We start from the raw sequence: 13231 nt of genomic DNA, 5'->3' as shown, positions 1-13231 counted from the left end.
ATGCCTTCGTTCTCCTGTGTATGATGGTGTTTATAGTGCAAGTTCAAAAAGTTCGGTTCTCAGTACCGAGAAGATTGGATGAAGCTAGGACCTGAGGAGCGGAGCGTAGTGGAGGCTACGTGAGCACCGGAAGGTTCGGCTGAATTCAATATTCGACGTCGAGTAAGCTCCAAGAAATACTTCGTAATGGGAAGCGGACTTTTTGAACAACCTCTTATAAAGTTAACGTGTGAGGGATGAAGGTCATGAGGCAGCAGGTATACCTATGGGTAACCGTTGCGAACGTGATTTTGACGTTCGTGTTTTCGAAGTGGTGGCCGACGGTTGAACTTGTAAACATCGCTCTGCTATATTTGCTGCCTGTGTTGATGGGGGCAGTGTACGGCGGGAGAGGTCCTTCTCTTTATGCTGCAACGCTAGGGCTGGTTTCGTTTAATTACTTTTTTGTCCCGCCTTTTTTCAGCTTCGCCGTTTCGGATCTACGCAACTTATCGACGTTTGTCGTTTTCTACGTCGTAGCGGTTTTAACGGCTAGTCTCGCTTCACGGCTTAAAGCTCAGTTGAAGGAATCCGAGCGGAAGGAAGGTTACACCGCCTCGTTATACGCGATTAGCAGAGAAATGAGCGCGTTTACAGACATTCAATCGCTTCTGCATAACGTATCGGATCAAGTATCCATCAGCGTAGGGGCGCCAGCCGTCATTTATTTGCCGGACGACCTGGATGTTCTGGCGGTTTCGGCATCTACCAAACAACCAGACGATTGGGGGAGTGGCGATGCAGAGCTAACGATTGCGGATTGGGTATATAGAAACGGTAACAGAGCGGGAAAAGGAACTTCGACGCTGAATGCTTCGAAGGGGTTGTATTTGCCTTTGCGCACCGAGGATCGCGTTCATGGCGTACTTGGCGTTAAGCTGGATGATGTCGTGCTGTCATCGGACTCGGTCTCTTTCCTGGAGGCGCTCGGGGGGCTTGCGGCCATTGCCATGGCCAGAGTCAAGTTGAGCGAGGAGGCGAAGCTGGCGCAATTGACGGCAGAATCGGAACAGCTGCGTACCGCGATACTGGACTCAGTCTCCCATGAGCTGAGAACGCCTCTGGCAAGCATGATCGGTTCAGCGGGCGCTTTAATGGACAATGATGCCTTGTTTACTTCGCAGGACCGAATGGAACTGCTAGGCACGATCCGGGATGGCGCGCTTCGCATGAACCGGCTCGTCTCCAACCTGCTGGGAATGGTCCAACTGGAGAGCGGCATGCTGCGGCTTCGCAAGCAATGGTGCGACGCGGAGGACATGATTAGCGTCGTGCTGTCCCAGGTCAGGGACTTCCAACATAACAGGAAGCTGAAGGTGATCATTGCGGAAACCGTTCCCCCCATCCCCGGAGACGAAGTGCTCCTGGAGCAAGTGCTGACGAACGTGGTCAGCAACGCGATCAAGTACTCCCCGGACGGAAGTGAAATTGTCATTGAAGTACTCACCGTCGGTGCCGAGGTGTCGATTGCCGTGGCCGACCAAGGCATGGGTATTGAACCGGCTGCGATAGAGCGCGTCTTCGACAAATTCTATCGGGCCGATAAAACGAGTCATTTGCCGGGAACGGGCTTAGGACTTGCCATATGCAAGGGAATTGTCGAGCTGCACGGCGGCCGTATATCGGCGGCACCTAACGGAGGGCGCGGTACGGTCATCACGATTCGTCTCCCGCTGCAAAACCAGGAAAATTCACTGGAACATATGTTGGAGAGGAGCATGGACGCACATGAGCGCACCCGATAAAGGAGCCAAAATATTGATCATAGACGACGAACCGCAAATTCGCAAGCTGCTCAAAGTAACGCTTCATGCACATCACTATGATGTGGCCGAAGCCGGCAGCGGCGAAGAAGGCATTCTGCAAGCGTCGATGTCGCATCCGGATTTGATCGTCCTCGACTTGGGCTTGCCCGATATGGGCGGCATGGACGTACTAAGGCGGATCCGCGAATGGTCGCAGACTCCCATCATCGTCCTGACCGCGAGAGACAGGGAAGAGGACAAGATCGCCGCTCTCGACGAAGGCGCGGACGATTACGTGACGAAGCCGTTCGGCATGGGAGAACTCGTCGCTCGCATACGCGTAGCGCTTAGGCATGTCGCGGGTTCCGTCAGCGAACCCGTCCTTCGTTTCGGAGCCTTAACGATCGATCTCGCTATGCGAAACGTGGAGCTTGGAGGGGAACGGGTCAAATTGACGCCGACCGAATACGATCTGCTCAAAGCGCTTGCTTCCAACGGGGGAAAAGTGATGACTCAGCGACAGTTGCTGCAGCAAGTATGGGGCCGTCACTATGGAGAGACGGAACAGCATTACCTACGCATATACGTGGGCCATCTGCGCAAGAAGCTGGAGACCGACACGACGAGACCACAGTACATTTTGACGGAGCCCGGAATCGGGTACCGGTTCGCGGTAGAAGATTAGGCAATGAGGATAGACAATTAGCCATTTTTATGGCTAGATGGAAGAAGTGACCTGGCTGTCCGCTCGGACAGTCATTTTGTTGTAATGAACAAACAGGAGGATGAACAACGATGAGAATCGGAGCCATTGAAGGGGGCGGCACGAAATTCGTGTGCGGCATCGGCAATGAACAAGGCGTAATCGAAGACCGGATCAGCTTCCCCACGGAGGAGCCGGAGAAAGTCATGGCGGCCATTATCGACTACTTCCGCAACAAAGACGTTGAAGCCATTGGCATTGGGACATTCGGCCCAATCGATATTGACCCCGCAAGCAAGACGTATGGATATGTAACGACGACACCGAAGCGGGGGTGGTCCGACTTTCCGTTCCTTGCTACTTTAAAAGAATGCTTCGATGTGCCGATGGGCTGGGACACGGATGTTAACGCTGCCGCATATGGCGAAGCGGTATGGGGAGCCGCGGCAGGACTGGATAGCTGCGTCTACTTCACGATCGGTACCGGCATCGGCGTCGGCGTTTACTCGGAGGGACGGCTTGTGCACGGATTGGCTCATCCGGAAGGCGGACATATTCTGCCTAGACGTCATCCGGACGATCGTTACGAAGGTGCTTGCCCCTACCATGGAGATTGCTTGGAGGGCCTGGCGGCAGGACCGTCGCTCGAGAAGCGGTGGGGAGTGAAGGGCAGCGAGCTTGCACCGGACCATCCGGCATGGGAGATGGAAGCCTACTATATCGGACAAGCCGTCACATCGACGATATTGCTGCTTTCTCCGAAACGGGTCATCCTTGGGGGAGGCGTCATGCATCAGAAGCAGCTGCTGCCTCTCATACGGCAAGAAGTGCAACGGAATTTGAACGGTTATGTTCAAGTTAACGCTATAGTTAATGACATTAAAAATTATATCGTTTCTCCTGGACTTGGCGATAATGCGGCATTATGCGGATCCTTGGCGCTCGGCGTCGAGGCTTGGAGAAAGTCCTCGGTTAATGTCGATAATGGTTAATGGAATTAAGTAAAGGTGTGGGGAAACAAGATTCCCTATAGAAATATCAACTTCTAAACCGCCCGCGAGGGTGGTTTTTTCACGTTTTATATAAAAGCAGACGTATTTAAAGTCAAAGGCATTTCTTCACAAAAATATTTACTAACACTGTCCAAGTTTGGAAGGAATTCCGGCGGACATCTCGTATTTAACTTAAAGTAGTTCAAATATCCTATTTTTCGTCGGAGGGTGGAATTTCATTGTTTCGTAAATTCGGCAAATTAAGCAAGCTCGCGATTGCATGCGCAATCGCCGCGGGAAGCTTCGCATGGAGTTTCTCGGACACAACCCACGCTTTGTCTAAATTAACGATGGACAAGGCTTTGCAGGACGATATTCGTTATGAGCTTGGATTGCCGGAGAAGGAGCCCGTTACGGAGGATGAGATTTCGATCATTCATTCGTTGTCTCTCGATGACACGGAGGAAATCCAGTCTCTCAAAGGATTGGAGCATGCTTTGTATCTGACGCAAATATTCATCATGAACACCCATGACAAGCTCGACATTACTGCGCTTTCGTCGATCGAATCGCTTCAATTTCTATACATTGACAGCGGCTCTCTCAATGAGGAAGGCCAATACGTCGTGGAACAATTAAAAGAGAAGGGCGTCACCGTCGTTACGAAAATAGATCTGGACGATAACTCCGAAAGCAGCAGCTTGGCTCCCATCAAAATCTATATCGATGGAGAGCTTGCCGAATTCGGGATCGATCCTGTAATCGTCAAAGGTTCAACCATGGTGCAATTCCGTCCGCTGTTCGAGCAATTCGGACTTGAAGTAGGCTGGGATGGTGCAACGCGCACGGTAACGGGAAGCAAGGAAAAGCTGGAACTGAAGCTGGTCATCGACAGCAAAAGCGCTTTCGTAAGCGGACAGCCCGTAACCCTACCTTCTGCCCCCATCCTCATGTCCGGAAACACGATGGTTCCGCTGCGCTTTATCGGAGAAGCTACCGGGAGGAGCGTGGAGTGGGATGCTGAGACGAGAACGGTATCCATCAACAGCACCGTTACCTCCTACAACTTCGAATATTTGTATTCGAACGACACGAAATACTTCGGCGATCAGAAAGATGGGGTTCCTAACGGTAAGGGACGCTTGTTATACAAAGGGACGTTGTTCTACGAAGGCGACTTCAACAACGGGATCGTCGAGGGCAATGGCATTATGTACGATGTAGAGGATACCACCTCTTATTACGATGGACCGTTCCTAAATAATCGACCTCAAGGCGAAGGCAAAATGGTGTATAGCGGAGGCTCGTATTATGAGGGATCGTTTGTCGACGGCATGCGCGAAGGGATCGGCAAGTGGTTTAATGCGGATGGCTCGCTGCGTTATAACGGACAGTTTAAAAGGGACGCGCTGCACGGCCACGGAACTTATTACGAAGCGCCAAGAAATTATTATATCGGCTCCTTCGAGAGAGGTTACTACAATGGCTCAGGCAAATTCTATACCGATGGCAAGCTGGATTATGACGGGGAGTGGCTGAATGACGGACGTTATATTGGCAAGCAATACTACGACGGAAAATTGGGATATGTAGGATATTTTTATCACAACGAGGCTCACGACAGTGGAACCGTTTATTCCGACGGCAGTACCAAATATTATCGGGGCGAATTGACGAACGGCAACATAACAGGGGTAGGCATTTTCTATTTGGAAGACGGCATACGCTATATCGGAGAAGTATATGAAGGCAATATGGACGGATACGGATTTATCCGACATGCCGACAATACCATATCCAATGCGGGTTACTGGGTAGCGGACGAGTATATTGGCGAAGAACCTCCGCCCGTTACCGAAGATACCACAATTAAGCAGCTGCTTCGGAACTCTTTTTACAGCTATATCGACGGCTATTACGTAAATGATTATAATCTGGACAGCACGGAAGCGATGATGTTTATCGAGCTTGAAACAGAAGAAGACGCAGAGTTGTTTAACGGGTTGTCCAAGGAAGCCAAAGCCAAGCTAATGAATCATGTTGCGCAGATGCGCTGGGGCGATGTAGTCGGAGTCGAACAATGTTATGTCTATGTCACTTACGATTATGAGGACATTTACGCACGCGCAGCCATTACCTACGAACAAGCGGATGCCGACGTCGTCGTCGAAGCATTTGCAAAAGGCAACGGGAAATACTATAAATAGCCATATCGCCGACCAAAGAAGAAATCCCCTTCCGAGGTCGGTTTTTTTATAGCGCAATAACTTATACAATATTTAATAGCAACCCGGCTGAGGGTAGCGCGTATACTCAACTACTTGCCGAAGCGCGAGTATGATTAAGGGCAACAATTAAGGGGCGTTTCCGAGATGAATCAATTAAATACGAAGACAGAACTTGCCGATAGCTGGTATACGAATGCGGAACGCAAAGCCGCCCATTACCTGGCGCTGCTGCAAGAAGAGCTTGGACATAAATCTTACAGGGATACGCTTTTGACGGATTTCCGGCTATGGGAGAAGGAGCTTATCAAACCTTCTGCTTGGCAATCCGCTTTATCACTGGCGGGCCGCAAACCCGATTACAAGGATTACGGAAAATTTCTGCGATGGCAGCGGCTGACAGGAGGGCTTGACGACTATCTGGAACGCAGCGTTACTTATATGTACATGCGCGATCTTGGCAAAGACCTTGCATCGCCCAGCACGCAGAGGCGAATTGAAAAGTTGGTCGCCTTCCTGAAGCAGCATCTGATTCCTTCATCAGATTCATCGAACGACAGCAAAGGGATTCCAGAACATATGAGTCTAGCCGGGATCTATCGTTGGGCGCAGCGGGAAGGTGTCGAGTTGGCCGTCATTTGGGCGATCAACAAACTTAGACGAGTTTCCGATCGCATTCCGCCCGAGATGAATGCAGAGCACGCGGTACGCAAACTGATCAAAATCATGATCGGCGTCGTCCTTCACGTCATGGATGACATGGACGATCATATACTGCCCGCCGAACGTTCTCGCCGACTGGATCAAGGCATTCGATTAGGGTATTCCTATGGATTAACTTATCCGTTTATCGACGATTTAATGGATTCCGGTGTACTTGACGACGCGGAGAAATCGCAATATGCGCGCATGATTCGTCACACACTATTGCACGGCTCCGTGCCGGATGTCAAGAATTGGACGGGGAACAACGCCGGTCTGATCCAATATGTGCATGGCGAGCTCCGCGAAGCGTTCGAGACGATCAGGAAACATCAGAACCCGGAGTCTCTGCCCATTTTCTACGAGCAGTCTTATGTTTTCTTCCAATCCCAGGACATCGATCGGGATAAATCGCCGAAAGTAACGAATTACACGAACGAAGAATTGCTGCTGCCTATTATTATTAAATCAGCATCCTCACGGCTGATCGTCCGTTCGGTTATCGGCGCGCAAGAGGACGAGGCCTTCGATCAGCGAACATTCTATTACGGCCTATATAACCAATTGGCTGACGACTTCGCGGATATGTACGACGATTTGGCGGCAGGCGCTGTAACGCCATACACCTACTACTGGAGCAACCATCGCGAACGTCCTGATCTGCTTAATCCTTTTGAATTATACTGGGCTGTAGTGGCTCACTTGATCCATCGGGTGTATCGGTCGCAACCCACTGCCCGCAAGGTCATTCTAGAGCGGGCGATCGGCGGGCTTAAGCGGTTTAAGCAAAAAGTCGGAGTGGACACCTATCAGTCGTTCATGCGCGTATTCGCCGTAGGCGATGCCTCTTTCGACAATATGCTGGAACGTCTTATACAAAAGGCCGATCGCGTCGATTTTTTCGATAAACTGCTTCGGGAACAGATGGTGTCCACGCTGCGCTCCAATCGCGAACAGAAAGAACGATTTTCCGCAACCGTTAAAGGCATACGCGAAGAGATCAATGCACTTCTGCCGTTACAAGCGCAGGGAGGATCCGAAATACTCGGCGAATCCTTAACCGATGCGGCCAACTATAGTCTCGAAGGCTCCGGAAAGCGAATACGGCCCATTGTCGCATGGGTGATGTGCGTAGAGGAATACGGTTTATCGCCGTCCTCGATCGCTCCGCTCATCCGTTCGCTCGAATATATGCATACGGCGTCGCTCATCTTCGACGACTTGCCGACGCAAGATAATGCTTCCTCCCGCAGAGGAAAACCGACGCTTCACCTCGTGCACAATAGCGCAACAGCCGAGCTGACCGGTCTGTTCCTGATCCAGAAGGCTATCGAGGAGCAATCTTCGTTGACCGGCTTCTCGCCGAAATCCGTCCTGCAATTGATCCAATATTCCTCTTCTAAGGCGGCCGATATGTGCCGAGGCCAAGAGATGGATCTGCGCACGCGCGGTCAGGCGCTTACGCTCGAAGAGCTTAACATCTTATGTTATTACAAAACAGGTATCGCATTCGAAGCATCGCTTCTTATGCCTGCCATTCTCGCCGGCACGGATGAGAAGGAAATTCAAGCGTTAAAGAAATACGCTTATCATGCCGGCATTGCGTTCCAAATCAAGGACGACTTGCTTGACGCCGAGGGTAACGTCGCGATGCTTGGCAAGCCGGTTGGACAGGACGAGAGCAATAGCAGCTCGACGTTCGTGACGTTGTTTGGCAAAGACGGTGCAACGAAGACCATGTGGGAGCATTTTTGTCTTGCGTCGGAAGCTCTGAACGAACTTCCTCGTGATTCGGCCTTTTTGGCGCATCTGCTCCATTATTTGATTCAAAGACAATCATAAGTCATTTTGAGGAGCGTCCTGACCGGGCGTTCCTTTCTGAACGATAAGCCGGAAAGAATCGACGGCATATTTATAGGAGAAACTTATAACAGACAAACGATAGCTGTTTATGGGCGGACTGGCAAACCATTTACTAATTAATCCCCTTGAATAAAAGGAGCGAACACCACAAGCATGAAGGCCTTTATTTTGGATCGCGACGGAGTCATCAATAAAGGTGGGAACATCAACCGAAAATCCGAATTCCAGTTGCTGCCTGGCGTAACGGAGGCGATAAAAGCGTTAAACGACATGGGCTTCGGCGTATTCGTGGCATCGAATCAGGGAGGCGTCGGGTTGGGCTTCATGACCAAATCGGCTCTCAGAAGCATAAATGGCTACATGGTTACTCTTATTCGTGAAGAAGGCGGCGATATTGTGGAAGCTCGTTATTGCACGCATAAGCCGCATGCGGGCTGCTCCTGCCGCAAGCCCAAACCGGGCATGCTGCTTGAGCTGATCAAAAAGTACGATATTGACCGTAAAGCAAGCTTCATGGTCGGTGATCGTGACACCGATATAATGGCGGGACGCAGCGCAGGCGTTCATACGGTATTTATTGGCGACAACGTTCCTTCCGGCATTGATCCGGATTATGTATTCTCCGGCTTGCTGGAAGCCGTAAACGGCCTGCGGGATCGCAGCATTATACACGCATAAGAAAGGCAGCCGGTAATCCGGCTGCCTTCTTGAATTATAGAAAGTATAGGTTTACGCCATACTGGACCTATAATTCCCAGGATGAAAGTTGCTGCGCCGCCAAAGGGCGGCGACAGCCGTTTCACCTTGATTATCCTGCTCGTCGCCGACTTCTAGAAACGTTGGCCGCCGCCGATTTGTTGCTCGGCGATTTGGACCAATTTTTTCGTGATGTAACCGCCGATGGAACCAGCTTCACGAGTTGTCAGGTTGCCGTTGTATCCATCTTGGGAGAGGGATACGCCAAGCGAGGATGCCGCTTCCATTTTCATTTGATTCAGTGCTGCTTTTGCTTGCGGTACTACCAGGTTGTTTGAACTTTGTCTGCTCATTGTTAATCACTCCTTAATGGGATGTGAGGTTATTGTGTGCATGATAGAACAAGATATACATGCTTATCCGCAAGAAATTACATGTAAAAAATGGTAATTGACTTTTTCCGCATAATGACGCCATTTTCTGACCAAAAATTTTTTTTTGAATGATATTTGATCGAGCCTAACAAAGAATTAGGGTTGTCATCGGCACATGATTGTGATAACCTACTGTTAATTTCATGAATGGAGCTGAATGCAGGATGTAGGATTTTCTTGATCGTTACGAGTAGACAAATGGGCGAACGCATGATGACATCATCCGTTTGTTTTGTCGCGTGACTTCAAGAAAGTTACTTCATCGGCTTCAGTCTCAACGGCATATCTCTAATGGACCGCCCTTTATTATGGTGCGGATATTAGAGTTATATGGTAATGAGCTGCGAGAGAGTAACTTTCTTGCGGCTTTTTTATTTTTTTCCATACGGGAGGGAATCCTTAATGTCATTAATTCAAGTATCGAAATTAACGTTTGCATACGAAGGCAGCTACGATCCCATCTTTGAGAACGTCAGCTTCCAGATCGATACGAATTGGAAGTTAGGCTTCACCGGACGCAACGGGAGGGGGAAAACCACCTTTCTCAATCTGTTGCTCGGCAAACAGGAGTACGAGGGCACGATATCCACTTCCGTCGAATTTGATTACTTCCCCTTTCAGGTAAAGGACCGTGGTCGGATGGCGATCGAAGTTGTCGAAGACATCGCTCCGGATTATGAGCATTGGAAGCTGATGCGCGAGTTGAACCTGCTGCAGGTGGGCGAAGATGTCCTGTATCGATCCTTCGAGACGCTGTCGAACGGAGAGCAGACGAAGATGCTGCTGGCGGCGCTGTTCCTCAAAGACAATCATTTTTTGTTAATCGACGAGCCGACCAATCATCTCGATATGGAAGCGAGGGAGCTGGTCAGTCAATATTTGCGAAGCAAGGAAGGATATATTTTGGTGTCCCATGACCGTGCCTTCCTCGACAATTGCGTCGATCACATCCTGTCCATCAACCGGACGGATATAACCGTGCAGAGAGGCAACTTCTCAGACTGGTGGGAGAATAAGAAACGGCAAGACAACTTCGAGCTCGCCGAAAACGATAAGCTGAAGAAGGATATTAAGCGGCTTTCGGAGGCGGCGAAACGCACAAGCAACTGGTCCGATGAAGTTGAGAAATCGAAAAACGGCACATTAAATTCCGGATCGAAGATCGACAAGGGATACGTCGGCCATAAAGCCGCGAAAATGATGCAACGCTCCAAATCGATTGAAGGCAGACAATCGGATGCCATCGAAGAGAAATCCAGGCTGCTCAAAAACGTAGAAACTGCCGACAGCCTGAAGCTGACGCAGCTGCACTATCACAAAAGCAGGCTTGTAGAGCTGGATCGCGTGTCGATCTATTATGGAGAAACGCCCGTAACCGGCGAAATCAGCTTCGACATCGAACGTGGCGAACGTATCGCATTGTCGGGACGCAACGGCTCGGGCAAGTCGAGTTTGTTTAAGCTGATCTGCGGGGAGGAGCTGAAATATACGGGAACGATGAGAAGAGGCAGCGGGCTGGTCGTCTCTTATGTATCCCAGGATACATCACATCTTAACGGCAGTCTGAGCCAATATGCGCGCGATTACGGGATTGACGAAAGTTTGTTCAAGTCGATTTTGCGCAAGCTGGACTTCTCCAGAGTGCAGTTCGAAAAAGATATATCGGCATACAGCGGCGGACAAAAAAAGAAGGTGCTGATCGCCAGAAGCTTATGCGAACAAGCGCATCTGCACGTCTGGGATGAACCTCTAAACTTTATCGACGTCATCTCCCGCATGCAGATTGAGCAGCTTTTGCTGGACTATGCGCCAACCTTGTTGTTCGTCGAACACGATCGAGAATTCACCAATGCCATCGCGACAGAGCGGATCGAGCTGTCGAACGGATAAGCGACTGTGTTAAACTGATGGAATCAGAGGAATTCTAAGTGAAGCGCAAAGGGGGATACCACGATGAAAAAAACCAATAACGCAAAGTATACCGGCGATCTGAAAGTACTACAGCTATTCGAACAATTGTCCGCGATTCCTCGAGGATCGGGCAACGAGAAGGCGATCAGCGATTTCGTGGCGGATTTCGCCAGGCAAAGAGGCTGTGAGGTCCTGCAGGACGAACGCCATAACCTCATTATTCGCAAGCAGGCTTCAGCCGGCTATGAACACGCGGAGCCCGTCATCTTCCAGGGGCATCTCGACATGGTGTGCGAGAAGAATAAAGGCACCGTACATGACTTCGAAAATGACCCGATAACACTTCGCGTGGAAGACGATTTTATCTATGCGGATGGAACGACGCTCGGCGCTGACAACGGCATTGCGGTCGCAACCGCCCTTGCATTGATCGATTCCGCCGAGCTGGCTCATCCGGAGCTGGAAATTTTAATGACTACGGAAGAAGAAACGACGATGGGCGGCGCGTTCGCATTGGATGTTTCCACGCTGAAGGGCCGTCGTATGATCAACTTCGATTCCGACCGCGAGGGCGTATTGTTCGTCAGCAGTGCCGGCGGAGTGAATCTGTACCATACGGTGCCAATCGGCTGGCGCGAAGCCGAGCAGGCGGACGGCGATTCTTACGTTATTGTTGTACAAGGACTGCGGGGCGGTCATTCCGGCGACGATATTATCCATGAACGCGGGAATGCGAACAAGCTGCTCGGGAGAGCGCTGGGCGAGCTTCGCCGCCGAGTCTCGTTCGGTCTTGCGAGTGTAACTGGCGGCATGAAAGTGAATGCGATCCCGCGCGAAGCGGAAGCCGTGGTGTATATCCGCCAGAGTGATCTTGAGGCGACGCAAGAGGTGATCGCCGATCTCAACACCGTACTCAGCGATGAATACCGCGTATCGGACGAAGATGTCCGCGTTGAGTTACATGCTTCAAAAGAGTGGGGAGGAGATTTGCCGCATAACGGAAAGCTGTTAGACGACGCAACGAAGTCGGCAGCGATCGGGCTGCTTGAACTCATTCCGAACGGCGTGCTTAGTATGGACAAGGCGATCCCGAATCTGGTTCGAACCTCCTCCAATCTCGGCATTGTTTCAACCGGCGATGAATCCATCGTTATGCAAAGTTTGGCGCGAAGCTCGCATCGATCGCAGTTGGACGATGTACTCCGAAGGATGGAGACGTTATCCGGCCTTGTCTGCTGCGGCTTCCGCTTCGACAGCTACTTCCCGGGCTGGCCGTACCTGGCAGACTCCAGACTTCGTCCCGTCTTTGAGGAAGTATACATGCGGCGGTTCGGCAAAGCTCTTGAAGTCAAAGCCATTCATGCCGGACTGGAATGCGGCGTGCTGGTCGGCAAAATGCCGGAGCTCGACGCCGTGTCGTATGGCCCCAATCTCTACGATATCCATACGCCGCAAGAGCATCTGTCGATTACGTCCGTGGAGCGTTCATGGGCGTTCCTGGTCGATGTGCTGCGCGCGCTGAAGCAATAGGCGTGGTATGATAGAAAAGAATGGAATTACAGCAAGGAGGCATGCAAGTTGAGTGAACGATACCGGATTACAAGATCATTTCAGGAGCCGGCAGAGGCTCAGGAGATAACGCTGGAGGAATGCAAAAAATATTTTGCGGCGAAACCTGACTTTGTATATAAGTCCGTCTACACGGTTAAAGGGCCCGGCGCCACGATGTCCATCGACGGCGACTTCTTTATGTGGAGCCATGGAGAACTGGAAATTCCGTTCCGGCATTACATGGGAGATTTGTACGTAGCGGTCACCAACGAGGCTGTTGTTTCAAAGATGGTCGAGATCGCAAGCGAACTTCGCGCGGATTTGACGGAAGGATGAACGTGGGTTGCACACAGGGTTTCTGTGGATACAT

10 protein-coding genes are annotated in these 13231 nt (G+C 50.7%); 9 read left to right on the top strand and 1 reads right to left on the bottom strand.

Features of this window, described 5'->3' with window-relative positions:
* Positions 1 to 245: 245 nt before the first annotated feature.
* The 6 genes from B1748_RS14635 (at position 246) to B1748_RS14610 (ending at position 8947) form a co-directional block, all read left to right on the top strand.
* Positions 246 to 1784 (top strand): ATP-binding protein, encoded by a 1539-nt coding sequence (locus B1748_RS14635; RefSeq protein ID WP_256975672.1) that lies wholly within the window; start codon positions 246 to 248, stop codon positions 1782 to 1784.
* Entirely contained in the window at positions 1768 to 2469 is a 702-nt protein-coding gene (locus tag B1748_RS14630) for a response regulator (RefSeq protein ID WP_087568657.1), read from the top strand. Before B1748_RS14635 ends, B1748_RS14630 begins: the two co-directional genes overlap by 17 nt.
* Positions 2470 to 2579: 110 nt before the next feature.
* A complete protein-coding gene (locus B1748_RS14625) occupies positions 2580 to 3479 on the top strand; it encodes an ROK family protein (RefSeq protein ID WP_087568656.1) in 900 nt (299 codons plus the stop codon).
* 239 nt (positions 3480 to 3718) lie between these two features.
* The gene (locus B1748_RS14620) at positions 3719 to 5686 is read left to right on the top strand and encodes a stalk domain-containing protein (RefSeq protein ID WP_087568655.1); all 1968 of its coding nucleotides are present in this window, start codon (positions 3719 to 3721) and stop codon (positions 5684 to 5686) included.
* Between the two features lie 165 nt (positions 5687 to 5851).
* Positions 5852 to 8248 (top strand): polyprenyl synthetase family protein, encoded by a 2397-nt coding sequence (locus B1748_RS14615; protein ID WP_087568654.1) that lies wholly within the window; start codon positions 5852 to 5854, stop codon positions 8246 to 8248.
* A gap of 174 nt (positions 8249 to 8422) precedes the next feature.
* The gene (locus tag B1748_RS14610) at positions 8423 to 8947 is read left to right on the top strand and encodes a D-glycero-alpha-D-manno-heptose-1,7-bisphosphate 7-phosphatase (RefSeq protein WP_087568653.1); all 525 of its coding nucleotides are present in this window, start codon (positions 8423 to 8425) and stop codon (positions 8945 to 8947) included.
* 152 nt (positions 8948 to 9099) lie between these two features.
* Here B1748_RS14610 and B1748_RS14605 read toward each other — a convergent pair whose 3' ends face one another.
* Positions 9100 to 9318, bottom strand: coding sequence for an alpha/beta-type small acid-soluble spore protein (locus B1748_RS14605; protein WP_087568652.1), 219 nt, complete (start codon positions 9316 to 9318; stop codon positions 9100 to 9102).
* A 483-nt stretch (positions 9319 to 9801) separates the two neighbouring features.
* Here B1748_RS14605 and B1748_RS14600 point away from each other — a divergent pair, with 483 nt between their 5' ends.
* The 3 genes from B1748_RS14600 to B1748_RS14590 all read left to right on the top strand — a co-directional run bounded on the left by B1748_RS14600 (position 9802) and on the right by B1748_RS14590 (position 13197).
* Positions 9802 to 11289 carry an Lsa family ABC-F type ribosomal protection protein gene (locus B1748_RS14600; protein WP_087568651.1) on the top strand — a complete coding sequence of 496 codons (1488 nt, stop codon included), beginning with the start codon at positions 9802 to 9804 and terminating at the stop codon, positions 11287 to 11289.
* Positions 11290 to 11352: 63 nt separating this feature from the next.
* Positions 11353 to 12840 carry an aminoacyl-histidine dipeptidase gene (locus tag B1748_RS14595; RefSeq protein WP_087568650.1) on the top strand — a complete coding sequence of 496 codons (1488 nt, stop codon included), beginning with the start codon at positions 11353 to 11355 and terminating at the stop codon, positions 12838 to 12840.
* A 48-nt stretch (positions 12841 to 12888) separates the two neighbouring features.
* On the top strand, positions 12889 to 13197 hold the full coding sequence (locus B1748_RS14590) for a hypothetical protein (protein ID WP_087568649.1): 309 nt from the start codon (positions 12889 to 12891) through the stop codon (positions 13195 to 13197).
* The last annotated feature ends 34 nt before the right edge of the window (positions 13198 to 13231 follow it).

This window comes from Paenibacillus sp. MY03 (assembly GCF_002165585.1).
GTDB classification, from domain to species: domain Bacteria; phylum Bacillota; class Bacilli; order Paenibacillales; family Paenibacillaceae; genus Pristimantibacillus; species Pristimantibacillus agaridevorans.
The sequence above is the reverse complement of the archived record's forward strand: the minus strand, read 5'-3'. Positions and strand labels throughout refer to the sequence as shown.

Excerpts from the sequence above, each read along its gene's own strand:
- B1748_RS14625 (WP_087568656.1), top strand. The coding sequence starts at position 2,580 with ATGAGAATCGGAGCCATTGAAGGGGGCGGCACGAAATTCGTGTGCGGC.
- B1748_RS14605 (WP_087568652.1), bottom strand. The coding sequence starts at position 9,318 with ATGAGCAGACAAAGTTCAAACAACCTGGTAGTACCGCAAGCAAAAGCA.
- B1748_RS14595 (WP_087568650.1), top strand. The coding sequence starts at position 11,353 with ATGAAAAAAACCAATAACGCAAAGTATACCGGCGATCTGAAAGTACTA.
- B1748_RS14610 (WP_087568653.1), top strand. The coding sequence starts at position 8,423 with ATGAAGGCCTTTATTTTGGATCGCGACGGAGTCATCAATAAAGGTGGG.
- B1748_RS14635 (WP_256975672.1), top strand. The coding sequence starts at position 246 with ATGAGGCAGCAGGTATACCTATGGGTAACCGTTGCGAACGTGATTTTG.
- B1748_RS14630 (WP_087568657.1), top strand. The coding sequence starts at position 1,768 with ATGAGCGCACCCGATAAAGGAGCCAAAATATTGATCATAGACGACGAA.
- B1748_RS14615 (WP_087568654.1), top strand. The coding sequence starts at position 5,852 with ATGAATCAATTAAATACGAAGACAGAACTTGCCGATAGCTGGTATACG.
- B1748_RS14600 (WP_087568651.1), top strand. The coding sequence starts at position 9,802 with ATGTCATTAATTCAAGTATCGAAATTAACGTTTGCATACGAAGGCAGC.